Genomic DNA, 23,818 nt, shown 5'->3' with positions numbered 1-23,818 from the left:
CGGATTACGGTCATGGGTTTTTCGGCCGGTGGGCATCTAGTTGGCTTGCTCGGGGCGCTTTGGGACCAACCCTGGCTTGCAGAGTCGATTGCGGCATCGCCTGAGTCGATTCGGCCTGACACACTTTGCTTGGGCTATCCGGTCGTAAGCTCGGGGGCCTATGCTCATCGTGGTTCGTTTGAACACCTAACGGGTGCCGATGGCGCTTTGGCTCAAAAGTTGTCGATCGAGAATATGGTGGGCGAGGGCTTCCCCCGTACGTTCTTGTGGCATACCGCCGAGGATGCATCGGTACCAGTTCAAAATAGCCTCCTTCTTGCGCAGGCTCTTGCCGACCACGGGATTGGCTTTAGCCTACATGTCTTTCCGCATGGAAAGCATGGGGCATCGCTCGCCACGGCCCAAACGGCATTTAAGGGCTGCGCCGAGCATATTCAGCCACAGGTTCAGGGCTGGCCTGAACAGTTCGTTGCATGGGAGCGTGATGGACGATGAGCGAAAGTATCTATACGCTGCGCGTTTCGAGGGCTGCGGCAGGAGCGTATCCAACGATTTCCGATGCCTTGGCGGCAGCCGATCAGCTCTATCCGGATGCCGAGCAACCGGTGATGATTCGCGTCGATCCGGGCGAGTATTGCGAGCGGGTCGAGATTCATCGCTCGCATGTGACGATTGAGGGAGAGACGGCCGACAGCGTGCGTATCGTGGGCAGCCTGGGTGCCAAGATGCCTTCGGAGGACGGCTCGGGCGTCGACGGCACGCTCGGCACGTTTAGGACCTATACCGTTTTGGTCGATGCCGACGACGTACGGCTCGAGAACCTAACGATCGTAAATGATGCCGGCGATGGGCGCGAGGTCGGTCAGGCGATTGCCCTGTATGCCGATGGCGACCGTCTGGTTGTCGATGCCTGCTGCATTAAGGGGCACCAGGACACACTGTTTTTGGGTCCGCTGCCGCCGCATGAGGCCAAACCGGGCGGGTTCATAGGACCCAAACAGTATGCGCCGCGCCGGGTGGGGCGCCAGTATTTTCGACGTTGCCGGATCGAGGGCGATGTCGACTTTATCTTTGGCGGCGCGCGTGCCTACTTTGAGGGGTGCGAGATTCGCTCGCTCAATCGCGATATGGATGTCAACGGGTATGTAACGGCAGCCTCCACGCCTAAAGGCGAGCCGTACGGATTTGTGTTCCACGGCTGTTCGTTTACAGCTCCGGATGGCGTGGCGCCGGATTCGGTCTACCTGGGTCGTCCTTGGCGCGAATGGGCGCAAACTGTGCTGATCGATTGCTGGCTGGGGCGACATATCAAGCGCGAAGGCTGGTGGGATTGGAATAAGCCGGCGGCGCACGAGAGGGCGCGCTACGCTGGCACAAGTCTACATGGCCCGGCGGGCGATGCTGCTGGCTGGGCGCCGTGGACGCGCGAGCTCGATGCGACGTCCGCTGCCCGGTACGCTCGCGAGCAGGTGCTTGCCGGTGCGGACGGCTGGGACCCCGAGGGCGGCGATGGTGATGCGGTGGAGACCGCCAGTCTTTCCGATAGCGGCCGCACAGTGCATATCGACATCTATTACGAAGACGAGCCTGCGCTTCGCGACCGTCTTAAACGCGAGGGGCGTTCCGCCGCGTTTAAGGGCGCGACGCCCGGTGACTTTGAGGCATGGCAAATTGCGACGAGGGATCGGCTGTTTGACCTGCTGGGCTTATCGCTTATGGACCGTGTGCCGATTGAAGTGCGCGAGCTCGATCGGGTGCAGATTGCCGGCGGTATCGTGCGCACTCATGCGATGTTGCAGGTGGAGCGCGACGTTTGGATGCCGTTTTACCTACTGGAGCCGCAGGCGCCCAAGCTCGATGCGCACGGCTGCAAGCGCTGCTATATCTGCCCGCATGGCCATCAGGGCGCAGGCGCCGCAAGTGTTGCGGGCGTAACGGGCGTGCCGGCGGTCGACGATGCCGTACGCAAGTTTAACTACGACTACGGCCTGCGTCTGGCGCGCATGGGCTATGTGACCGTCTGCCCCGATGCACGTGGCTGGGGGAGCCGTCGCGACTGGAAAGGCCAGGGCGACGACGAGAACAGTTATCTGCGCGGGACCTGCCTAAACCAGGCGCGCATGGCGGAGCCGCTGGGCCTTACGGTTGCAGGTCTCAACGCCTGGGACAACATGCGTCTGATCGATTACCTGGAGGCGCGCGGCGACATTGCCATGGACGACCTGGGCTGCTTTGGCTTTTCGGGCGGCGGATACATGACGTTGTACCTGGCGGCGCTCGACCCACGCGTGCGCAAGGCGTTTGTCTCGGGCTATCTGTACGGTGTCGACGATTCGCTGCTGCACCTCAACGGTAACTGCAGCTGCAACTATGTGCCGGGACTGTGGCGCCTGCTCGATATGGGCGATATCGCGTCGCTCATTGCACCACGCCCGCTGCTGGTGCAGAGTTGCGAGGGTGATCATCTCAACGGCGCCCGCGGACTTGCGAATGTTGATGAGCAGCTCTCCATCGTTCGGGACGCCTATGGCCTCGTGGGACATGCCGACGACCTGTTGCACGAGGTTTGCCCGGGCGGACACCATCTGGGCGTTGCGTACCTTGCCGAGGATATCGAATGGCTTGACGGGCATGCTGCCGGGGGCCGTTCCTAGGTCGTGGGCGTTGTTGCGGGCAAACGGTAATGACTGATGAGGCCAAAGGCCGCCGTGTGGGCGGGAAGGAGTATAAATATGAAACCGACGAAGACCTTGAGCGAGTCGACCATCTGCTGTTTTGGTGATTCGACCACGTGGGGCGACAATGGATGCGGCGCGGGCGGCAACGACATCTCCTGGACTTCGCATCTAGGAGCGCTGCTGGGTGGCGCAACTATCGAGAATTACGGCATCAAGGGATCGCGCATCGCCGTCAAGGCCGACCGTACCGATTCGTTTGTCGAGCGCTTGGACGGCATCGATCACGCGGCAGATGTCTACGTCGTCTTTGGCGGCGTCAACGACTTTAGCCGTAACGTGCCGCTGGGAGAGCTGGGCAGCACGGACGTGCATGAGTTCTACGGTGCGCTCGACTACCTGATTCGCGCTATCACGGCGCGTTCGCCTCAGGCAAAGCTGGTGTTTATGACGCCGTGCAAGACCAGCGGTAAACACGAGAAGGATATCCCGGCGAGCGATGAGCTCAACCATCTGGGCCTGACGCAGGTCGCCTACGTAAAGGCGATGCTGGAGGTCTGCGACTGCTACTCCGTGCCGGTGATCGACCTGTATGCGCAAAGCGGCATCAGCCCGTTTTTGCCGGAGCACCGCGAGCTCTACATGCCGGACGGTCTGCATTACAGCCCTTCCGGCTATGAGCGCCTGGCGCATCGCATCGCTGCGGGCCTCACCTCCGTTTGCCGCTAAAAGGCTGCCGTTCACTGGGATTATAGGGTTAACGTTCACCCTATAATCCCAGTTCGCGTTATACTAAGGTTAACGTTCACCCATCATTTTTGTCAGAGGGGACAGCAATGGGCTGCAATCAGATTCTGGACCGCTATATCGAGCAGTTGATCGAGACCTCTACGCCGCAGGCACCGGCCTGGAACATCGAAAAGCTCCGTGCCGGCAAGGAGAACACCTGGAACTATATCGATGGCTGCATGATCAAGGCGCTCATCGAGCTGTACGAGATCACGGGTGAGCAGCGCTACCTGACCTTTGCCGACGACTACATCGACTTTTTTGTCCAGGAAGACGGCACCATCAAGCACTACAAGCCCGAGGAGTACAACCTCGACAACGTCAACGCGGGCAAGACCCTCTATAAGCTCTACGATTTGGTGGGCAAGCCCAAATACCGCGCCGCCATGGACACCATTTACCGCCAGCTCGAGACCCAGCCGCGCACCAAAGAGGGCGTGTTTTGGCACAAGGCCGTCTATCCCAACCAGATCTGGCTCGACGGCATGTATATGGCGCAGCCGTTCTATATGCAGTACGAACTGAGCTTCCACAACCGTCGTGCCTGCTCGGACAGCTTCCATATGTTCCAGGTCGTGCACGATCTGATGCGCAATCCCCTCAACGGTCTGTACTATCACGCTTACGACGCGAGCCGCAAGCAGTTCTGGTGCGATCCGGTCACCGGCCTTTCGGCCAACTTCTGGCTGCGCGCCGAGGGCTGGTTTGCCATGGCGCTCATCGATACCTGGGAGCTCATGCCGCCCTCGATGTCGGCCGAGAAGGACGAGATCCGCAAGATGTTCCACGACCTGATCGACGCCATGCTGCCGTATCAGGACGAGAAGACCGGCATGTGGCACCAGGTCATCAACCTGCCCAATATCGCCCCCAACTACCTGGAGGAGTCGGGCAGCGCCATCTTTGCCAACGCTATCATGAAGGGCGTTCGCCTGGGCGTGCTGGGCGAGCGCTACTACCAGTACGGCCGCCGTGCGTTTGACGGCATCTGCGACACGTGCCTGTCCGAGCGCGACGGACAGCTGGCGCTCGACAACATCTGCCTGGTCGCGGGCCTTGGTAACACTGCGCACCGCGAGGGCACGTTTGGCTACTACATGAGCGAGCCCGTCGTCAAAAACGACGCGAAGGGCGTGGCGCCGCTGGTGCTCGCCTATATCGAGACCATGCATCACGACAAGCTGGCAGGCAAGCGCGATCCGCGCGCCCCCTCGGGCGCCTGCTCCATCGACGACCCGTTTGGCGGCTACACGCCGGGCATCAACGCTCATAAGGGGTGTGAATAGCGTGGGGACCATTACCCCGGGCGTGCGTTTGCACGATCTTCCCCAGGGAACGGTCGAGGAACGCATTCGCATGGCAGGCGAGCTGGGCTTTTCGTGCATTCAGCTGCCGAGCAAGGTGCTCTATCAGTCGATGGGAATCGATCGAAGCGGTCTGACCCGCGAGCTCGCCGACCATTTGCGTGCGGTGCTCGACGAGGCGGGTGTTTCGGTCGCCGTGCTCGGCTGCTATAAGAATCTGGCGACGCCCGATCGACAACAGCTCATGGATAACTTTGCCGAGTACGAGGCGTGCCTCAACTTTGCCCAGATGCTCGGCGGATGCCCGGTTGGTACCGAGACCGGTCGTCCCAATGCGCAGAACCGCGTTGCTGACGACCGTATGACCGACGAGGCGCTCGATGCGTTTATGGACGGACTCGCACGCGTCTGCGAGTGCGCCGAGGCCGTGGGTGGGCAAATACTGATTGAGCCCGGCTGGAACGAGACGGTCAACACGCCAGATCGCTGCCGTGAGGTGCTGGAGCACGTTTCGAGCCCGGCGCTCGGCGTGATCTACGACCCGGTGTCGCTGCTGCATCCCAGCGTCGTTGGCGAGGCGCAAGAAATTACCGCGCGTATGCTCTACTTATGCGGCAGCAAGATCCGCGTGCTGCATGCCAAGGATTTTGAAGTCGTCGACAACGAGGACGAGGCCGGTTGGTGCGACGGCACGGGCTCGCGCCTGGTGTGCCACGGCGTGGGCGAGACGGGCCGTTATGACTTTGAGCCCGTGGTGGCCTGGGCGGCTGCCGCCCGCCCTGGGATTCCCTGCGTGGTCGAGAACAGCGTGCCGGCGACGGTGGCTGGCTGCCTGACGACACTCGAGCGCATGTCCGCTCGCTGCGGGGCATCGCATCGCGAGATATAGCATTGGCTTTTGCTGTGGCGGCAAATTGAGCTTGCCTGACTGGGGGCGACGGTGAAGGGTCTTTATCGTCGTCTCATTGGATTACATCAAAAAGGGGAGTTGCGTGGCTATCCACATTGTCGAAGAGGCGAATCGTTGCCTAGGTTGCAAAAGGGCGTTCTGCCAGCTTAAAGGCTGCCCGGTTCAGACACCTATCCCGCAGGTCATTGACCTGTTCAAACAGCGTCGTCTGGAAGAGGCGGGCGAGCTGCTGTTCCAGAACAATCCCATGAGCGCGGTCTGCTCCATGATCTGCAACCATTCGGGCCAGTGCGAGGGCGCGTGCATCCAGGGCCGCAAGGGCACACCGGTGCATTTTTCGAGTATCGAGAACTATATCTCGACTGCATATTTGGACCGCAAGGAGTGGAAGCCCGCGCCGTCGTGCGGCAAGCAGGTTGCCGTGGTCGGTTCCGGTCCTGCCGGCATTACCGTGGCCATTAAGATGGCCCAGCTGGGCTGTGCCGTCACGGTGTTTGAACAGCGCCCCGAGATCGGCGGCGTGCTGGAGTACGGCATCCCCGAGTTCCGCCTGCCGCGCTCGCTGGTGCAAAAATACCGCCATGTGATGTGCTCACTGGGCGTGCGCGTCCGTCCCTCGACCACCATCGGTGGCGCGCTGCATATCGACGACCTGCTGCGCGACGGCTACGATGCGGTCTTTGTCGGTACCGGTACTTGGCGCGCCCGCAAGCTGGGTATTCCCGGCGAGTCGCGTGGCAACGTGCTGTTTGGTATCGATTATCTGGTCGATCCTACGAGCGTGGCAATTGGGCAGAACGTGGCGGTTATCGGCGCCGGCAACGTGGCCATGGATGTTGCCCGCACAGCCCTGCGCTCGGGCGCTCGCAAGGTCACCGTGTATGCCCGATCGCGCCATATCTCTGCCATCGATGATGAGGTGGAGCTGACCGAGCTTGACGGTGCCGAGATTATGTGCGGCAAGGCGATCTGCGCCATCGACGATAACGGTCCGGTGTTCGAGACGGCTATCTTTGACGAGGACAACAACGTGGTGGGCTACGAGGAAGAGCTCGACCATGCGTCTGCCGACACGGTTGTGATTGCGGCGTCTCAGGTGCCCAAGGACAAACTCGTGCTTACAACGGGCGGTCTGGAGACCGACCATCGCGGCCTGCTTTCGGTCGACGAGAACGGCATGACAACGGTGCCTGGCGTCTTTGCCGCCGGCGACGTGGTTAACGGCCCGCTCACGGTGGTTCATGCCGTGGCAGGCGCCAAGCTCGCCGTCGAAGGCATGACCAGCTACCTGGGCCTCTAACACATTCCATCCATCAGTTGCGGTGAAATACGGACTGTTTTGGCTGCCAAAAGCCTCGATTGCTCCGTATCTCACCGCAACTTTTTGTGGGGTAGGCTAGAGACGCTGCATGCGGTACCCGACACCCATGTGTGTCTGAATCATCTTGGGGTGAGAGGGGTCTGCCTCGATCTTCTTGCGCAGGGTGCGCATGAACACGCGCAGGCTCGCCAGATCGCTGTCCCAGCTCGTGCCCCATATCTCGTGGGTGATGAAAGTGTGGGTGAGCACCTTGTCGACGTTTTTCGCCAGAAGGACGAGCAATTTGTACTCAGTTGGGGTGAGCGAGAGCTCGCGTCCGTCTTTTGTCGCGTATCCCGCGGCGTAGTCGATATGCAGCGGACCGTTGTCAAAGGTGCTCGCTTCTGTCGACTCGCTCGACGCCATCGAGGAGCGCCTCAAATTCGCACGGACGCGCGCGAGCAACTCATCCACAGAAAAGGGCTTGGTGAGGTAGTCGTCTGCCCCTGCGTCAAGTGCTGCAATCTTGTCGGAATCTTCGGTGCGCGCCGAAATGACGATAATGGGGACTGCCGACCAGCTTCGGATCTTCGTGATGACCTCGATACCGTCAATGTCGGGAAGGCCGAAGTCGAGCATGATGAGGCTGGGGCCGTGCGACACCGCATCCATGATGGCGGCCTGGCCGTTGCAAACCTTGCTCACGACATAGCCGTGGAGGTCAAGCGCGGTCGAAACGAGGTTTTGAACGGTCAGGTCATCTTCTACCAGGAGGATGCGTGGCTTAGCGGCATTATTCATGAATCTCGATCTCCTCGGCGGGCAGGGTAAAACGGAAGACGGCCCCATGGGGGTGGTTGTCGCGAACTTCGATGACGCCGCCATGCGCCTCCACGATGGAGCGGCAGAGCGACAGCCCAAGGCCGATGCTTCGACGCGAATCCACGGGCCGCGTATTGCTTGAGGTGAAGAAGCGCTCAAAGATATGAGGTTTGTCGCAGTCTGCCACACCCGGCCCATCGTCTGCGACGTCCACCACGATGAACTCACCCTCGCGACGTGCGCTGATGGTGACAGTCGAGTCCTCGGGCGTGTATTTGAAGGCGTTCATGATGAGATTCGTAAGCACCTGCATGATGAGATGGACGTCGATGCGTACCAGCAGGATGTCGTCAGTGTGCTCGATGGTGACGGCACGTCCATGCGATGCTTGGGCGACATGGCTGAGGGCGGCCTCGATGACCTCGTCGATGAGCTCGGATGTTAAGTTGAGGCGAATGGTGCCGTCCTCGACGCGTGTGATGGCGAGGAGGTTTTCCACGGTATCGATAAGCCAGAGGGAGTCGTCGTAGATGGCATCGGCAAGATCGCAGCGTTGTTCGAGGCTGAGCTTCTCGTCGCTCTTCCGAAGGATTGCCGCAGATCCGGATATAGCCGTGAGGGGTGTCCTCAAATCGTGGCCGATGGAGCGCAAAAGGTTGGCGCGCAGCTGCTCGTTTTTCGCCAAGACCGCAGCCTCTTCGCGCTCTTGCGCCGCCCGGTCGCTTTCGAGCGCCAAGGCGCATTCACCTACGATAGATAGGACGATCGAATGCTCGAAGGCTTCGATCTCGCGCCCCTCCAGGGCGATGCCGATGACACCGAATACCTTGTCGCCGGTGCGAACCGCGAGGTAGAGACAGCGCGCCTCAGGCAGGGTCCGCGTGCTTGCGCCCGCGCGCTTGTTGTTGGTGTAGGTCCAGGTTGCAACGGCGCGCTCGTAGTCGGTGAGCAGCGACGCGGATCGGTTTTCGGTGCCAGCGGACTCATAGAGCGCCTTGCCGAGCGTGCCGTGTTCGGCGGGGTAGAAGACCACGTCGAGTTTTAGCAGTTTGACGAGTTGGTTCATGGCGACGCGGGCGCACTCCTCCGCGCTATGGGCTTGCTGCAAGAGCTGGTTCGTTTCGAGGAGTACGCGCGTTTTGAATGCGTTCTCGGCGGATGTACGGGCGTTGTCGGCGATGCGCGCAGTTAACTCGCCGGCGACCATAGCGGTGGCGAACATGATGCCGAACGTGACCAGATAGCTTCGGTCGTAGCTGGCGAGCGAAAACAGAGGCGTGACGAAGCAGAAGTTGTAAAGCACTACAGAGAGCACGCTCGATACGATCGTGCAGATACGCCCCGTCGTGGTGACGGCGGTCAGCAGGGCCGTGAAGATATAGAGGGATATGATGCTGGAATCGGCAAATCCCAGATGGCGGAAAGCCGTGCCGATCGCCGTGGCGGCAAGAGAGAGAGCCAGCGTGCGAAGCACGTTTCGGCTGCTGGGCGGCTGCAGGGCGAGCGCATGGCGGCGTCCTATGGGTCGGGAGGGCGGAGTCGACTGTTCTGGAATGATGTAAATGTCGAGGTTCGGAGCGAATGTTATGAGCTGTTCTACGAGAGATTTGCGGCCGAAGAGGGCCTGACGGACGCTGCTGCGCTCGCCCGTGCGCCCCATGACGATCTTCGAAATACCCGACAGGCGCGCGAACTCGGAGATCTGAAACGCGATGTCGTCGCCATAGACGGTTTCCATATGTGCTCCGAGCTGCTCGGCTAGGGCGATATTGGCTGCAAGCTTGGCGCGCTCATCATCGCTCATGGCTTGCGTGCGCGGGCTCTCTACGAACAGGGCGACGAGCTCGCTGCGAAACGCTTTCGCCATGCGTGCGGCGGCACGGACGATGCGGGGATTGGTCGGCGCCGGGGAGACACAGACTAAGATACGCTCCCTGGTGTAGTAGTCACGGTTTCCCAGCACGCGTGCGGCGTCTGTGAGGTGACCGGTGCGATCGGCGCAGCGGCGCAGCGCGATTTCTCGGAGTGCGGTGAGGTTCTCGACGGTAAAAAAATGCTGTTGCGCTCGGTCGGCTTGTGCGGGACGGTAGACGAGGCCGGCGCGAAGGCGCTCAAGTAGGTCTTCGGGCTCTATGTCGACGAGCTCGACCTGGTCGGCATCATCGAAGATGCGGTCGGGGATTCGTTCGCTCACGACAACGCCGGTGATGGATGCAACCATGTCGTTTAGGCTCTCGATATGCTGAACGTTCACGGTCGTATAGACGTCGATGCCCGCATGTAGAAGTTCCTCGACGTCTTGATAGCGTTTGTCGTGGCGAGACCCCGGCGCATTCGTATGGGCGAGCTCGTCGACAAGGATGAGCTGAGGGGCGCGTTCGATAGCCGCATCTAGATCGAACTCGCTGAGCGCAATGCCGTTGTGCTCGATGAGTTTACAGGGCACGTTCTCAAGCCCTTGTGCAAGATGGGCAGTTGCCGGACGTTCGTGCGGCTCGATGTATCCCGCGACGACGTCGACACCTCGCCGCTTGGCGGCGTGGGCGGCTTGAAGCATCGCATAGGTTTTGCCTGTGCCAGCAGCGTAGCTAAAGAAAATTTTGAGGTGTCCCCGGCTGGTTCGAGTGTCATCGGCGACCCCGTCTTTCTCAATTGCCTTGAGGATGAGGTCTGGATTGACGCGAGTGTCCGATGCGTCGCGCTGCATAGCGTAGCCTTTCTGAAGCGTTGTCCATGCGTGCATACGCGGTGAAGACACCACTGTATGCTCGCGAGGTCGAGTATAGGCGCACTGCAGCTGCAATAGTGCTTTCTACCTGCATCTTTACGGCATCTTAAGGACGTGAGCCCCGGCCCTCACGCCTCTTTAATCCCTAGAAGCGTTTACTGTCCCCAGACGCTTGCGAGGGCAGGCGTCCGAGACATCGGACCGCGTGTGAAAGGGGCGGTAAATGGACATCCTCATTCCCATCATCGGAGTCGTCTGCATTGGACTTCTTATCTATTACATCTACATTCTGATGAGGAGTGATTCGTAAACTATGGACGCTGCGATTCAGTACATCTTGTACTTTGCCGTACTCGTCGTCCTGGCCGTTCCGCTCGGTCGGTTCATGGCCCATATCATGGATGGTGAGCATACGTTCCTGTCGCCTGTGATTGCTCCTGTGGAGCGTGGCGTCTATCGTCTGCTTCGCATCGACGCGGCAGAACAGATGGGGTGTAGGCGCTATCTGGCGAGCGTGCTGGTCTTTTCGGGGATCGGCCTCGTGACTCTTGTGGCACTCCAGGCGCTTCAGTCCTTCTTGCCAGGCAATCCCCAGCACCTGCCGGGTGTGTCATGGGACCTGTCGTTCAATACGGCTGCTTCCTTCATAACCAACACCAACTGGCAGTCCTACTCCGGTGAGACCACCCTGTCCTACCTTGTGCAGTTCATGGGTCTCACCGTGCAAAACTTCTTGTCCGCTGGCACCGGTATCGCGGTCATGTTCGCGCTGATCCGCGGCTTCCGTCAGGTCAAGGAGCAGGGTCTGGGTTCCTTCTGGGTCGACCTCACCCGCACCGTCCTGTATGTGCTCATCCCGCTGAACCTCGTGTTCGGCATCTGCCTGGCTGCCGGTGGCGTCATCTCCAACTTCCAGCCGGCTCAGAAGGCTGAGCTCGTAGAACCCGTCGCTGTTCAGCCTAATGCAGACGGCGGCTGGAGCGTCATCGACGGCGCCCAGATTGAGGGCGACACGGTCAAGGTCGACGGCAAGGTTGTCGAGGGCGCGCGCGTGGTCACCGAGCAGTTCCTGCCCCAGGGTCCCGCGGCTCCTCAGGTCGCCATCAAGCAGTCCGGCACCAACGGCGGCGGCTTCTTCGGCGTGAACTCCGCCCATCCGTATGAGAACCCCAGTGCCTTCACCAACATCATCGAGATGACCAGCCTGCTGCTGATCCCGGCCGCCTGTTGCTTCGCCTTCGGTATCGGCGTCAAGAACACCAAGCAGGGCAAGGCCATCTTTGCCGCCATGTTCATCCTGCTGGTGATCTTCACCGGCATCATCGCCGTCAACGAGCATGCGGGCACCCCGCAGCTGGCCGATGGCGGAGCGGTCAATATCGAGATGACCGACGGCCAGGCCGGCGGCAACATGGAGGGCAAGGAGAGCCGTTTCGGTATCGCCTCCTCTTCTACCTGGTCCGCTTTCACGACGGCTGCTTCCAACGGCTCGGTTAACTCCATGCACGACTCCTACACCCCGCTGGGCGGTTTTGTCCAGATGCTCCAGATTGCTCTGGGCGAGGTCGTCTTCGGCGGCGTGGGCTGCGGCCTGTACGGCATGATCGGCTTTGCCATCCTCACAGTGTTCATCGCCGGCCTCATGGTCGGACGCACGCCTGAGTTCCTGGGCAAGAAGATCGAGCCGGGCGAGATGCGCTGGGCAGTTGTCCTGTGCTTGGCAACTCCGTTTGCCATTCTGGTGTGCTCGGCCATCGCCTGCATGGTGCCCGGTCTTGCCGACCAGCTCAACAATGGTGGCGCGCACGGCTTCTCCGAGGCGCTGTATGCCTTCACCTCATGCGGCGGCAACAACGGCTCGGCGTTTGCAGGCATGAACTGCAACATTCCCTGGATCAACGTCATGCTCGGCCTCGAGATGCTGTTCGCCCGCTTCATGCCTATCATCGGTACGCTGGCTATCGCCGGCTCGCTGGCCAAGAAGGGCAAGGTCGCCGAGAGCGCCGGTACCCTGTCTACCACCAACGGCATGTTCGTATTCCTGCTCGTGTTCATCGTTCTGCTGATCGGTGCCCTGAGCTTCTTCCCGGCCCTGGCGCTTGGCCCCGTTGCCGAGTTCTTCCAGATGATTGCGTAAAGGAGGGCGCAGATTTATGACTATGCAAAAAGACATGATGGGCCGTGCGGTCCGCGACTCGTTTGCCAAGCTGGATCCTCGCGTCCAGATTCAAAACCCGGTCATGTTCCTGGTGTGGCTTTCCGCCGTCATGACCTCCGTCCTGGCCGTCGCTTCCATTTTCGGTGTGCAGGACGCGGGTGTGCCCACCTACTATGTGGTCGCCATCGCGGTCATCCTGTGGCTTACCGACCTGTTCTCGAACTTCGCCGAGGCGCTTGCCGAGGGCCGCGGTAAAGCCCAGGCCGATTCCCTGCGTGCGGCCAAGAAGGATGTCGAGGCCCATCGCATCGAGTCCGTTGAGGACAAGGAGCACTTCACCGTCGTTCCCGGCACCGAGCTCACGCGCGGCGACCTGGTGATCGTACGCGCCGGCGAGCAGATTCCCGGCGACGGCGACGTCATCGAGGGCGCTGCTTCCGTTGACGAGTCCGCCATCACCGGCGAGTCCGCCCCCGTGGTCCGCGAGGCCGGCGGCGACCGCTCTGCCGTTACCGGCGGTACCACGGTGCTGTCCGACTGGATCATCGTCAAGATCTCCAGTGAGCCCGGCCAGAGCTTTCTGGACAAGATGATCGCGATGGTCGAGGGTGCCGCGCGCAAGAAGACCCCTAACGAGATCGCTCTGGAGATCTTCCTGGTGGCCCTCTCCATCGTCTTTATCCTGGTCACGCTGGCCCTGTATTGTTACTCCTGCTTCTCGGTCGGTCTTAACGACATGGACAACCCCACGGCCGTGACCACGCTCGTGGCGCTGCTCGTGTGCCTGGCTCCTACTACCATCGGCGCCCTTCTTTCCGCCATCGGCATCGCCGGCATGAGCCGTCTGAACGAGGCCAACGTGCTGGCCATGTCCGGCCGCGCCATCGAGGCCGCCGGCGACGTCGACATCCTCATGCTCGACAAGACCGGCACCATCACCCTGGGTAACCGCCAAGCCGCCGAGTTCATCCCGGTCGACGGCATCGATCCCGCGGAGCTGGCCGATGCCGCCCAGCTTTCCTCGCTGGCCGACGAGACCCCCGAAGGCCGTTCCATCGTCGTGCTCGCCAAGGAGCAGTTTGGGCTGCGCGGCCGCACACTCGAGGATAAGGGTATGGAGTTTATCCCGTTCACCGCGGCAACGCGTATGTCCGGCGTGAACTACGAGGGCAATGAGATCCGCAAAGGCGCTGCCGATTCCGTACGCACCTATGTGGAGGCAGCCGGCGGCGTGTTCTCAAAGGAGTGCGACGAGGCCGTCGAACGCATCGCCAAGGCCGGCGGCACCCCGCTGGTCGTGACCAAGAACTGCCGCGTGCTGGGCGTTGTGTACCTCAAGGACATCATCAAGTCCGGCGTTAAGGAGAAGTTCGCCGACCTGCGCAAGATGGGCATCAAGACCATCATGGTGACGGGCGACAACCCGCTCACCGCCGCGGCAATCGCCGCCGAGGCCGGCGTTGACGACTTCCTGGCCGAGGCCACCCCTGAAGGCAAGCTCGAGAAGATCCGCGAGTTCCAGCGTGAGGGGCACCTGGTCGCCATGACCGGCGACGGCACCAACGACGCGCCCGCTCTGGCCCAGGCCGACGTCGCCGTGGCCATGAACACGGGCACCCAGGCTGCCAAGGAGGCCGGCAACATGGTCGACCTCGACTCCAGCCCCACCAAGCTCATCGAGGTCGTGCGTATCGGCAAGCAGCTGCTCATGACCCGCGGTTCGCTCACGACCTTCTCGGTGGCCAACGACATGGCGAAGTACTTCGCTATCATCCCGGCCCTGTTCTCGCCGATCTACCCCGGGTTGGACGCCCTCAACATCCTCGGTCTGGCAAGCCCGCTGTCCGCGGTTCTTTCGGCCATCATCTATAACGCGCTCGTTATCGTCGCGCTGATCCCGGCCGCGCTGAAGGGCGTTAAGTATCGCGAGGTCCCGTCCGGACAGCTGCTGACCCACAACCTGCTCGTGTGGGGTCTGGGCGGCATCGTTGCCCCGTTCGTATTCATCAAGCTCATCGACATGCTGCTCGCGTTCTGCGGCATTATGTAAGTGGAGGTTTGTATGTTCAAAGGTGTTGCATCGCGCGCACTGGGCGTGTTCGCGCTGTTTACCGTTGTCTGCGGCCTGGGCTATACGCTTGTCGTGACCGGCATTGCCCAGGTTGCGTTCCCGTATCAGGCGAACGGTTCGCTCATTACGGTCGACGGCAAGGTTGTGGGTTCCGAGCTCATCGGCCAGAACTTCGAGGATGAGGACCACATGTGGGGCCGCATCCAGAACGTGTCAATTTTCGAAGGCGAAGATGGCGAGCTCATGGCGTATGGTGCCCCATCCAACCTGTCCCCGGCGAGTGAGGAGTATCGGCAGCTTGTGGATGCGCGCGTGAAGAAGATCCGCGCCGCCAACCCCGATGCCGATATGGATGCTGTGCCCGTCGACCTGGTGACGTGTTCCGGCTCAGGGCTCGACCCCGAGATCTCTCCCGATGCCGCCGAGTACCAGGTCCCGCGCCTTGCCAAGGCCACGGGCAAAAGTGAGGACGAGGTGCGCGACATCATTGCCGCGTGCACCAAGGGCCGTTTCCTCGGCGTGTTCGGCGAGCCCACGGTCAACGTGCTCAAGGTGAACCTTATGCTGGACGGCGCGCTGTAGGTGAGGGAGTGGCGGATGAGGGCATGACTGACTATCTGAGCCCTCAAGTCCACCCCGCCCATCAGTTGCGGTGAAATACGGACTGTTTTGGCTGTCAAAAGCCTCGATTGCTCCGTATCTCACCGCAACTTTTTTGTGGGTCGATACGTAGGCAGGGGAGTGCGTGCGGTCGGGTGTTGTGCAGTTGCTGGTACGATAGATACGTCAGCAACTGCCGCCGAGCGGCTCAAACGAAAGGAACCCTGTATGGAGTCTTCCGCCTATCCGATGCTCTTTAGCCCGATCAAGGTCGGTACGACCGAGGTCAAGAACCGCGTCTTTATGCCGCCGGTGTCCACCAACCTGGCCGATCATGGCTACGTGACCGACGACTTGGTTGATCATTACCGTGCCCGCGCCAAGGGCGGCGTGGGCCTGATCATCACCGAGGTCGTGACGGTCGAGCCCACCTATACCTATCTGCCGGGCGACATGTGCTGCTACGACGACACGTTTATCCCTGGCTGGGAAAAGCTCGCCGCGGCCGTCCACGAGTATGGCTGTAAGATCATGCCGCAGCTCTTCCACCCCGCCTACATGGCCTTTAACATTCCGGGTACGCCGCGCCTGATCGCTCCGTCCTTTGTGGGCCCGTCCTATGCCCGCGAGGCGCCGCGCCCCATTACGGTCGATGAGATTCACGAGCTCACGCATCAGTTTGGCGACGCTGCCGTGCGTATGCAGAAGGCCGGTGTCGATGGCGTCGAGGTCCATGCGGCGCACGCCCACGGTATGCTCGGCGGCTTTTTGACTCCGCTCTATAACAAGCGTACCGATGAGTACGGCGGCTCGCTCGACGCCCGCATGCGCTTTTTGCTCGAGGTCATCGCCGAGATTCGCGAGCGCTGCGGCAAGGACTTTATCATCGACGTCCGCATCTCGGGCGATGAGTACACCGATGGCGGCCTGACCCTCAACGACATGATCTATGTCTCGCGTCGCTTGGAGAAGGTCGGCGTCGACATGATTCACGTGTCGGGCGGTACCACCATCAAGCGCGGTTCCGCAATTCCCGCCGCCGGTACTCAGCAGGCCTCGCATGCCGCCTGCTCGCGCGAGATCAAAAAGCACGTCAACATTCCCGTTGCCACCGTCGGACGCATTAACGAGGCTTGGATCGCCGAGGAGCTGATCGAGGACGGTGCCGCCGACATCTGCATGATGGGCCGCGCCAATCTGTGTGATGCCGAGTTCTGCAACAAGGCCGCTGCCGGCAACGCCGACGATATTCGCCCCTGCATTGGCTGCCTGCGCTGCCTGAACGGCATTATGTTTGGCAAACGCATCTCCTGCACCGTTAATCCGGACGTGGAGCGCGACGAGGCTGGCTACGAGCCTGCCGCCGAGGCCAAGAACGTGCTCGTTGTGGGCGCTGGTCCTGCGGGCATGGAGGCGGCGTTCATTGCCGCCAAGCGCGGCCACAACGTGGTGCTCGTGGACAAGCAGGACGAACCGGGCGGTGAGATGCGCATCGCGGCCGTTCCGCCGGCAAAGCAGGAACTCACCCGTGTGATCAAGTATCAGTATCGCCGTCTTGCTGAGGCGGGCGTGAAGTGCGTATTTGGCACCGAGCTTACTGCCGAGGACATTCAGCGCGACTACGCCGGCTACGAGGTCGTCCTGGCCTATGGCGCCGAGCCCATCGCTCCGGCCTTCATGCAGGGCTTTAAGCAGGTTATGACGGCCGACGACCTGCTGGGTGGCAAGGCTTTCCCGGGTAAGAAGATCGTCATCGTGGGCGGCGGCACCGTTGGCTGCGAGACGGCCGATTACCTGGCCCCGTTGGTCAACGACCTGTCGCCGGCCAACCGCGATGTCACCGTCATCGAGATGACCAAGACGCTCGCCGCCAACGAGGGCGGTGCCGGTCGCGCGGTGCTCATCACGCGCATGCTCTCCAAGGGCGTCCACGTGCTGACCGAGGCCAAGGTGACCGAGATTACCGAGGACACTATCAGCTACGAGAAGGACGGCGAGGTCCACACCATCGCCGATGCCGATACGCTGGTACTTGCCATGGGCTATCGTCCCAATACCAAGTTGGCCGACGACCTTGCTGCAGCCGGCGTTACCACCCACGTGTTGGGCGATGCCAACAAGTGCGGCAACATCCGCGACGCCATCGGCGACGGCTACAAGATTGCCTGCGAGCTCTAGTTAATCCCTTGGTGCATGGGGCCTGTCCCCGCGGCGTCAGTCGGTAGATAGCAAAAAGCGGCGGTCGTCCCGTACGTGGGACGACCGCCGCTTGCGTTAGCTGCAATGAGTCGTGCGATTAGAGGCCCAGGATCTCCTTGACCTTGGCGATGATGGCCTCGTCGGTGGCGTTGGCAAAGAAGTACTCCTGGAAGTGCTCGCCGGCAAGTGCGCCCTTCACCAGGTCCTGATCGATCTCGCCCAGGACGTCGACGAGCGGACGCATGGTCACAGCGCGCACGCCGTCGAGGATCTTCTTGTTGCGCTGCTCGGGCTCAACGCGCTCGGCAGGATAGCCGTTGCCCGAACCAAAGCCAAAGAGCTTCTCGAAGGTGTACTCGAGGTTGAGCTCCTGGCCCCAGCCGTTCTTGAGGGCGAAGGGCATGGCAACGGCGTTGCCATCGTTGACCTGGGCAAAGGTGTAGGCATCGAGCGGGTCGGCAACGTGGCCGCACAGCACGCCGGGGAAGGAGTTACAGGCGAGCATGGCGCCCTCGCCGGTGCCGCAGCCGGTCACGACGTAGTCGGCAGCACCGGAGTTCAGCAGCACGGCGGCAAGGATGCCGTTCTGCACGTAGGTGAGGGGCTTGGAGTCGGCGTCGGCATACATACCATAGTTAAAGACGGTGTGCCCCATGGGCTCGACAACCTTCTTAAGGGCAGCCTCGATCATGGGGTTCTTGGAGTTCTGAGAGTTCTCATTGATCAGAGCGATTTTCATGATAGGTAACCTTCCGCTATTTTCTGAATTAATTGTTCGTTATGTTGAGCGGCATTTCCAACAGAGAGGCCGCTCTGCGGGCGGCGGACAATAAGGTCTGTCGCGAGTTCCGCACGAGCCGAAGAGCACTTAATGTGCTCTTCGTGCGAGTCAGGACTGCTCGAGCAGCAGACCTTATCGTCCGCCGCCTCGCCCAGACGTCTTACTGCGGTTGCTTGCCGATGTAGGCCAAGATTCCGCCGTCGACATAGAGGATGTGGCCGTTGACGAAGTTCGATGCATCGGAAGCCAAGAACACGGCGGGGCCCTTCAGATCTTCGGGCGTGCCCCAACGGGCGGCCGGCGTCTTGGCAATGATGAACTGGTCAAACGGGTGACGGCTGCCGTCGGGCTGCGTCTCGCGCAGCGGCGCGGTTTGCGGTGTGGCGATGTAGCCGGGCCCAATGCCGTTGCACTGGATGTTGGCCTCGCCAAACTCGGAGCAGATGTTCTTGGTGAGCATCTTGAGTCCGCCCTTGGCGGCGGCGTAGCCGGCAATGGTCTCGCGGCCCAGCTCGCTCATCATGGAGCAGATGTTGATGATCTTGCCGTGGCCCTTGGCGATCATGCCGGGCAGGCAGGCCTTGGACACGATAAACGGGGCGTTGAGGTCGATATCGACGACACGGCGGAAGTCCTCGGCGCTCATGTCGAGCATCGGCGTGCGCTGGATGACGCCTGCATTGTTGACCAGGATGTCGGGCGTGGTGCCAAAATCGGCCTCGATCTTGGCGATGAGCTCGGCGACGACGGCCTCGTCGGTGACATCGGCAACATAGCCGTGAGCATCAAAGCCCAGCTCGCGGTAGTGCTTCTCGGCCTCGGTGACCTTGTCGGCATGACGGGCGTTAAAGGCAATCTTGGCGCCGGCTTCGCCGAGCGCCTCGGCAATGGCCATGCCAATACCGTAAGTGGCGCCGGTCACCAGCGCGACCTTGCCATCCAGACGGAAGCTGTCCATAAGATCAGACATAGCGATCCTTTCAAAAGAAACGTTCATCTGTATAAGTCTTGCTTTTCGTACAAGGTCAGTATAGGAGAAGAGGAGGATTTAAAAGTCAGATTCTCCTAAAATCAGGTGAACGTTCACTTTTAAAAGGCGAACGGTTGTAGATAATTGTCGCGATGACTGCTATTCGCTCTGATCCTGCGTGCCCTCTGCGATCATGTTGCGGTTATACACCAGGTGCAGATACATCGCGTCGTGCGCGGCGGTGGGATTGCGCGAGGCGATGGCGTCGGCTACATCGCGGTGCGTGCGGATAGTTTCCTCGACGAGCTTTTTGCCGGTCACGTCGATAAAGAGGGGGACGGATGCCTTGAACACGCCCATCAGGCGGGGAACGACGAGGTTTCCGGAGCTCTCGGCAATGGCATTGTGGAACGCGGTGTCGGCGGCGGAGTAATCCTCACCGGCCTCGGCCAGGCGCTCGGATTCGTCGCAGAGCTCTTTGATACAGACGACCTGGTCGTTGGTTGCGTGCTCGGCCGCCATGCGTGCTATCTGCGGCTCGATCATAAAGCGCACCTCGAGTAGGTCGCGCGCCAGACGCTGCTTGTCGTCGATAAAGGTAAAGCCCAGCGGGTCGTCGGCAACGCCGGGGTTTGACGCCACATAGGTGCCCGAACCCTGCTTGATGCGCACGATATTGCGCGACTGCAGCAACTTCATGGCCTCGCGCACGGTGCTCCTGCCGGCGCCCAAGCGCTCGACCAGCACGGTTTCCTTAGGCAGGCGATCGCCTTGCTCAAGGTGTTCATCCAGAATCAATCGAATGATTTTCTCCGATATTTGCTCGGGGAGTCCCGATTCGGCGCGGGCCATAGCTATACCTTTCATTACAAAATTCATCTGAGCTATTTTAGCGCACCGCGGATGCGATATTGGCCGCTGGATTTGAGTCGGGCGGCTTAAATATACCGTTCGCAGCGCAAATACGACCGTTTACCAAATACATCAGATGTATTTCGAACAAATTTCAAAATGAAACATCAGACCTATCCAAAACACGCTATAGTCATCAGACGAATTCAAAAGGTCTGATGAATTGGAGGAAAGATGTCAGACCCAACGTTTATGGCTGATCCCACCAGGCTGGTCATCGCCGCCATCGTGGGCATCGCGCTGCTGCTTGCGCTCATCATCAAGTTCAAGCTGCACCCCGTGCTGTCGATGATGGTCTCGGCGCTCGTGATCGGTATCGGTGCCGGCATGCCGCTCGACATGGTGGCAGACACCGTCACCAAGGGCGTGGGCACCACGCTGCAAAACATCGCCCTGCTCATTGGCCTGGGATCGATGTTTGGCCAGATTTTGGAGGAGAGCGGCGGCGCCAAGAAAATCGCCCAGACCTTCATTGACACCTTCGGCCAGGGCCACTCCAGCTGGGCGCTGGGCATCACCGGTTTGGTCATCGGCACCACGGTGTTCTTTGAGGCCGGCGTGGTCGTTTTGATCCCGCTTGCCTTTAGTGTGGCGTCGCAGACCAAGAAGTCGACCCTCTACTACGGCATCGCCCTGCTCGCGGGATTGGCGGCTGGCTATGCGTTCGTGCCGCCTTCGGCCGGTTCGGTCCTGGTTGCCGGCACGCTCGGTGTCGACCTGGGCACCATGATTCTCGTCGGTATCCCCACCGCCTTCATCGCCATGGCGATTGCCGGCGTCATCTGGGGCCGCAACGTGGGCGGTCGCATTTTTACCGATGTTCCGGAGCACTTTACCTCTGCCGAGGGGGCGAGTGACGACAAGGAGCTTCCCTCCTTTGGCATGGTGCTCGCGATCGTGCTCACGCCGCTTTGCCTGATTCTGCTGGGCACGTTGTCCTCTTATATCCCCATGCCCGCTGAGCTCGCCTCGATTCTCGCCTTCTTGGGCAAGCCGTTCGTCGCTTTGACGCTCGCCACGCTCGTCGCGATGTATCTGCTGGGCGCGCGCCGCGGCTACTCCGGCGCCGAGCTCAAGGCCTTGCTCGACCGCTCTCTTAAGCCCGTCGGCATGATCTTGCTGGTTATCGCCTGCGGCGGCGTTATTCGCTGGATGCTGCAGGACTGCGGTCTGGGCCAGGTTATCGGCCCTGTGCTCGAGAACTGCCCGCTGCCCCTCGTGGTTGTCGGCTTCCTCATCGCTGCGCTCGTCCGTGCCTCGGTCGGTAGCTCTATTGTTTCGATGACCATGGCATCGGGCATTATGGCCGCTATGCCTGCGGTCGTCGGCGCTTCGGTGCTCATGCGTGCCGCCATCTGTCTTGCCATCTGCGGCGGCGCCACGGCACTCTCGCACGTCAACGATGCCGGTTTTTGGATGTGCTCCTCGTTCCTGGAGATTGACGAGAAGACCACCCTCAAGTCCTGGACCGTTATGGAGACGCTCATCGGCCTTTCGGGTCTTGCCTGCGCCCTGGTGATTTCGTTATTCGCCTAGTTCGCGTAGCTAAGCATCTTTCGCCGAGTGCATCGCTCGGTACCCATTTACACCTGATTCATTAACCAACGATTGGTACAACCGTTCAAACCAAAAGAGGAGAATATCATGGACGAGAAGACCAAAGCACAGATTCAGCAGGAGGCAGCCAACCTGGTTGCCAAGCTGCAGCCGCGTTCCGGCAAGTTTCGCACCATCAGCCCCGAGATGGACCCGCTGCGTCTGGGCTCCGGCTGGACGATCGAGGATCTGGACAAGCCGCAGGTCATCATCGAGTCGACATTCGGTGATTCGCACCCGGGTTCTGCCGGCCTGTTCGAGCTGGTCGAGGAGGTCCGTGCCGGCGTTGCCGAGGCCGGTGGCCATGGCGCCCGTTACTTCTGCACCGATATCTGCGACGGCGAGGCCCAGGGCCACGACGGCATCAACTACTCGCTGCCCAGCCGCGACATGATCGCCAACATGATCGAGATCCACGCCAAGGCCACTCCGTTCGACGCCGGCGTTTTTGTCGCCAGCTGCGATAAGGGTCTGCCTGCGAACCTCATGGCCATGGGCCGCATCAACATCCCCTCCATCGTCGTCACCGGCGGTGTCATGGATGCCGGCCCCGACCTGCTGACCCTCGAGCAGCTCGGCGCTATCTCGGCTCGCTACGAGCGTGGCGAAATCTCCCGCGAGGAGCTCGAGTTCGCCAAGCACAACGCCTGCCCCAGCTGCGGCGCCTGCTCCTTTATGGGCACCGCCTCGACCATGCAGGTTACCGCCGAGGCCCTGGGCCTTATGCTCCCCGGTACCGCCCTGCTGCCCGCAACTAGCTCCGACCTGCGCGAGTTTGCCCGCGCGGCCGGCCGTCAGTCCGTGTGGCTCTCCGAGCACAACCTGTGCCCGCGCGACATCGTGACCAAGGAGTCCTTCGAGAACCTCATCATGGTCCACGGCGCCATCTCCGGTTCCACCAACTCGCTGCTGCACATCCCCGCGATCGCCCGCGAGTTTGGCATCGAGATGTCCGCCGACGATTTCGATCGTCTGCACCGTGGTGCTCACTACCTGCTCAACGTTCGCCCCGCAGGCGAGTGGCCGGCGCAGTTCTTCTACTATGCGGGCGGCGTGCCGCGCATCATGGAGGAGATCAAGTCGATGCTCCACCTCGATGTTATGACCGTCACCGGCAAGACTCTCGGCGAGAACCTCGAGGATCTCAAGAACAACGGCTACTACGAGAAGTGCGGTCGTTACCTTGAGAAATGGAATCTCAAGCGCGAGGACATCATCCGTCCGTTTGACCAGGCCTTCGGCACCGACGGTTCCATCGCCATCCTCCACGGCAACCTTGCTCCAGAGGGCGCGGTCGTCAAGCACACCGTCGTTCCGCGCGAGATGTTCCAGGCCACGCTTAAGGCCCGCCCGTTCGATTGTGAGGAGGACGCTATCCATGCCGTCCTGACGCACGAGATCAAGCCCGGTGACGCCGTCATCATTCGCTATGAGGGCCCCAAGGGCTCCGGCATGCCCGAGATGTTCTACACCACCGAGGCTATCGCCAGCGATCCCGAGCTGGGTGCGAGCATTGCCCTGATCACCGATGGCCGCTTCTCCGGCGCCTCCAAGGGCCCGGCTATCGGTCACGTTTCGCCCGAGGCTGCCGTGGGCGGCCCGATTGCCCTGATCGAGGAGGGCGACCTGATCCAGATCAATATTCCCGAGCGCTCGCTGTCCATCGTTGGCATCGCCGGCAAGGAGATGGAGCCGGCCGAGGTCGACGCCGTCCTGGCCGAGCGTCGCGCCGCCTGGAAGCCCAAGGCTAATCGCTATACCTCCGGCACGCTCAAGTTCTTTACCGAGCATGCAGTTTCCGCCATTCAGGGTGGCTACATGGAGTAGCGCCCATGCGCATCAAAGTTCTCCTCTCATAGATGCGCGGCACGAAGGGCCCCGAGCTTACACTGAGCTCGGGGCTCTTTTCGTCTGGATTGGGGACGTATGGACAGACGAAAACAGTTTGCGTCTGGTAATAAGCGTGCGAAAGCGCAATTTACGTCTTAATTTCGTACGCAAAC

General features: G+C 60.9%; 17 protein-coding genes. 12 read left to right on the top strand and 5 right to left on the bottom strand.

Going from position 1 to position 23,818, the window contains the following annotated elements:
* The 6 genes from AB5164_RS00665 to AB5164_RS00640 all read left to right on the top strand — a co-directional run.
* The coding region (locus tag AB5164_RS00665; RefSeq protein WP_368147724.1) for an alpha/beta hydrolase at positions 1–495 on the top strand (495 nt) is incomplete at its 5' end.
* Entirely contained in the window at positions 492–2,654 is a 2,163-nt protein-coding gene (locus tag AB5164_RS00660; RefSeq protein ID WP_368142487.1) for a pectinesterase family protein, read from the top strand. The genes AB5164_RS00665 and AB5164_RS00660, both read left to right, overlap by 4 nt.
* A 78-nt stretch (positions 2,655–2,732) precedes the next feature.
* Entirely contained in the window at positions 2,733–3,404 is a 672-nt protein-coding gene (locus AB5164_RS00655; RefSeq protein WP_368142488.1) for an SGNH/GDSL hydrolase family protein, read from the top strand.
* Positions 3,405–3,511: 107 nt separating this feature from the next.
* Positions 3,512–4,750 carry a glycoside hydrolase family 88/105 protein gene (locus tag AB5164_RS00650; RefSeq protein ID WP_368142489.1) on the top strand — a complete coding sequence of 413 codons (1,239 nt, stop codon included), beginning with the start codon at positions 3,512–3,514 and terminating at the stop codon, positions 4,748–4,750.
* 1 nt (position 4,751) lies between these two features.
* Positions 4,752–5,657 (top strand): sugar phosphate isomerase/epimerase family protein, encoded by a 906-nt coding sequence (locus AB5164_RS00645; RefSeq protein WP_368142490.1) that lies wholly within the window; start codon positions 4,752–4,754, stop codon positions 5,655–5,657.
* A gap of 103 nt (positions 5,658–5,760) precedes the next feature.
* Complete coding sequence (locus tag AB5164_RS00640) at positions 5,761–6,978, top strand: FAD-dependent oxidoreductase (protein ID WP_368147723.1); 1,218 nt, start codon at positions 5,761–5,763, stop codon at positions 6,976–6,978.
* Between the two features lie 96 nt (positions 6,979–7,074).
* Here AB5164_RS00640 and AB5164_RS00635 read toward each other — a convergent pair whose 3' ends face one another.
* Positions 7,075–7,779 (bottom strand): response regulator, encoded by a 705-nt coding sequence (locus AB5164_RS00635; protein WP_368142492.1) that lies wholly within the window; start codon positions 7,777–7,779, stop codon positions 7,075–7,077.
* The gene (locus AB5164_RS00630; protein ID WP_368142493.1) at positions 7,772–10,507 is read right to left on the bottom strand and encodes an ATP-binding protein; all 2,736 of its coding nucleotides are present in this window, start codon (positions 10,505–10,507) and stop codon (positions 7,772–7,774) included. Before AB5164_RS00630 ends, AB5164_RS00635 begins: the two co-directional genes overlap by 8 nt.
* 334 nt (positions 10,508–10,841) lie before the next feature.
* Between AB5164_RS00630 and kdpA the strand changes: the two genes are divergently transcribed.
* The 4 genes from kdpA to AB5164_RS00610 all read left to right on the top strand — a co-directional run bounded on the left by kdpA (position 10,842) and on the right by AB5164_RS00610 (position 17,535).
* Positions 10,842–12,665 (top strand): potassium-transporting ATPase subunit KdpA, encoded by a 1,824-nt coding sequence (gene kdpA, locus AB5164_RS00625; RefSeq protein WP_368142494.1) that lies wholly within the window; start codon positions 10,842–10,844, stop codon positions 12,663–12,665.
* A gap of 16 nt (positions 12,666–12,681) precedes the next feature.
* Entirely contained in the window at positions 12,682–14,736 is a 2,055-nt protein-coding gene (gene kdpB, locus AB5164_RS00620; RefSeq protein ID WP_368142495.1) for a potassium-transporting ATPase subunit KdpB, read from the top strand.
* A gap of 12 nt (positions 14,737–14,748) precedes the next feature.
* A complete protein-coding gene (gene kdpC / locus AB5164_RS00615) occupies positions 14,749–15,339 on the top strand; it encodes a potassium-transporting ATPase subunit KdpC (RefSeq protein ID WP_161115485.1) in 591 nt (196 codons plus the stop codon).
* A 246-nt stretch (positions 15,340–15,585) separates the two neighbouring features.
* On the top strand, positions 15,586–17,535 hold the full coding sequence (locus tag AB5164_RS00610) for an oxidoreductase (protein WP_368147721.1): 1,950 nt from the start codon (positions 15,586–15,588) through the stop codon (positions 17,533–17,535).
* A gap of 118 nt (positions 17,536–17,653) precedes the next feature.
* Here AB5164_RS00610 and AB5164_RS00605 read toward each other — a convergent pair whose 3' ends face one another.
* The 3 genes from AB5164_RS00605 to AB5164_RS00595 all read right to left on the bottom strand — a co-directional run bounded on the left by AB5164_RS00605 (position 17,654) and on the right by AB5164_RS00595 (position 20,159).
* Entirely contained in the window at positions 17,654–18,295 is a 642-nt protein-coding gene (locus tag AB5164_RS00605; RefSeq protein WP_055309683.1) for an RpiB/LacA/LacB family sugar-phosphate isomerase, read from the bottom strand.
* 202 nt (positions 18,296–18,497) lie between these two features.
* Positions 18,498–19,307: a gluconate 5-dehydrogenase gene (locus AB5164_RS00600; RefSeq protein ID WP_040358806.1), complete on the bottom strand. Its 810-nt coding sequence runs from the start codon at positions 19,305–19,307 to the stop codon at positions 18,498–18,500.
* A gap of 159 nt (positions 19,308–19,466) precedes the next feature.
* Positions 19,467–20,159: a FadR/GntR family transcriptional regulator gene (locus AB5164_RS00595; protein ID WP_368142497.1), complete on the bottom strand. Its 693-nt coding sequence runs from the start codon at positions 20,157–20,159 to the stop codon at positions 19,467–19,469.
* Positions 20,160–20,393: 234 nt separating this feature from the next.
* Between AB5164_RS00595 and AB5164_RS00590 the strand changes: the two genes are divergently transcribed.
* Positions 20,394–21,755, top strand: coding sequence for a GntP family permease (locus AB5164_RS00590; RefSeq protein WP_368142498.1), 1,362 nt, complete (start codon positions 20,394–20,396; stop codon positions 21,753–21,755).
* A gap of 108 nt (positions 21,756–21,863) precedes the next feature.
* Positions 21,864–23,642: a dihydroxy-acid dehydratase gene (gene ilvD / locus AB5164_RS00585; RefSeq protein ID WP_368142499.1), complete on the top strand. Its 1,779-nt coding sequence runs from the start codon at positions 21,864–21,866 to the stop codon at positions 23,640–23,642.
* Positions 23,643–23,818 lie beyond the last annotated feature (176 nt).

The organism is Collinsella aerofaciens (assembly GCF_040915425.1).
Lineage (GTDB): Bacteria > Actinomycetota > Coriobacteriia > Coriobacteriales > Coriobacteriaceae > Collinsella > Collinsella aerofaciens_BW.
Note: the sequence above shows the minus strand (reverse complement) of the source record. Positions and strands in the feature narration are given on the sequence as shown.

Excerpts from the sequence above, each read along its gene's own strand:
- kdpB (WP_368142495.1), top strand. The coding sequence starts at position 12,682 with ATGACTATGCAAAAAGACATGATGGGCCGTGCGGTCCGCGACTCGTTT.
- AB5164_RS00655 (WP_368142488.1), top strand. The coding sequence starts at position 2,733 with ATGAAACCGACGAAGACCTTGAGCGAGTCGACCATCTGCTGTTTTGGT.
- kdpC (WP_161115485.1), top strand. The coding sequence starts at position 14,749 with ATGTTCAAAGGTGTTGCATCGCGCGCACTGGGCGTGTTCGCGCTGTTT.
- AB5164_RS00660 (WP_368142487.1), top strand. The coding sequence starts at position 492 with ATGAGCGAAAGTATCTATACGCTGCGCGTTTCGAGGGCTGCGGCAGGA.
- ilvD (WP_368142499.1), top strand. The coding sequence starts at position 21,864 with ATGGACGAGAAGACCAAAGCACAGATTCAGCAGGAGGCAGCCAACCTG.
- AB5164_RS00605 (WP_055309683.1), bottom strand. The coding sequence starts at position 18,295 with ATGAAAATCGCTCTGATCAATGAGAACTCTCAGAACTCCAAGAACCCC.
- AB5164_RS00650 (WP_368142489.1), top strand. The coding sequence starts at position 3,512 with ATGGGCTGCAATCAGATTCTGGACCGCTATATCGAGCAGTTGATCGAG.
- AB5164_RS00595 (WP_368142497.1), bottom strand. The coding sequence starts at position 20,159 with ATGGCCCGCGCCGAATCGGGACTCCCCGAGCAAATATCGGAGAAAATC.
- kdpA (WP_368142494.1), top strand. The coding sequence starts at position 10,842 with ATGGACGCTGCGATTCAGTACATCTTGTACTTTGCCGTACTCGTCGTC.
- AB5164_RS00630 (WP_368142493.1), bottom strand. The coding sequence starts at position 10,507 with ATGCAGCGCGACGCATCGGACACTCGCGTCAATCCAGACCTCATCCTC.
- AB5164_RS00590 (WP_368142498.1), top strand. The coding sequence starts at position 20,394 with ATGTCAGACCCAACGTTTATGGCTGATCCCACCAGGCTGGTCATCGCC.
- AB5164_RS00635 (WP_368142492.1), bottom strand. The coding sequence starts at position 7,779 with ATGAATAATGCCGCTAAGCCACGCATCCTCCTGGTAGAAGATGACCTG.
- AB5164_RS00600 (WP_040358806.1), bottom strand. The coding sequence starts at position 19,307 with ATGTCTGATCTTATGGACAGCTTCCGTCTGGATGGCAAGGTCGCGCTG.
- AB5164_RS00610 (WP_368147721.1), top strand. The coding sequence starts at position 15,586 with ATGGAGTCTTCCGCCTATCCGATGCTCTTTAGCCCGATCAAGGTCGGT.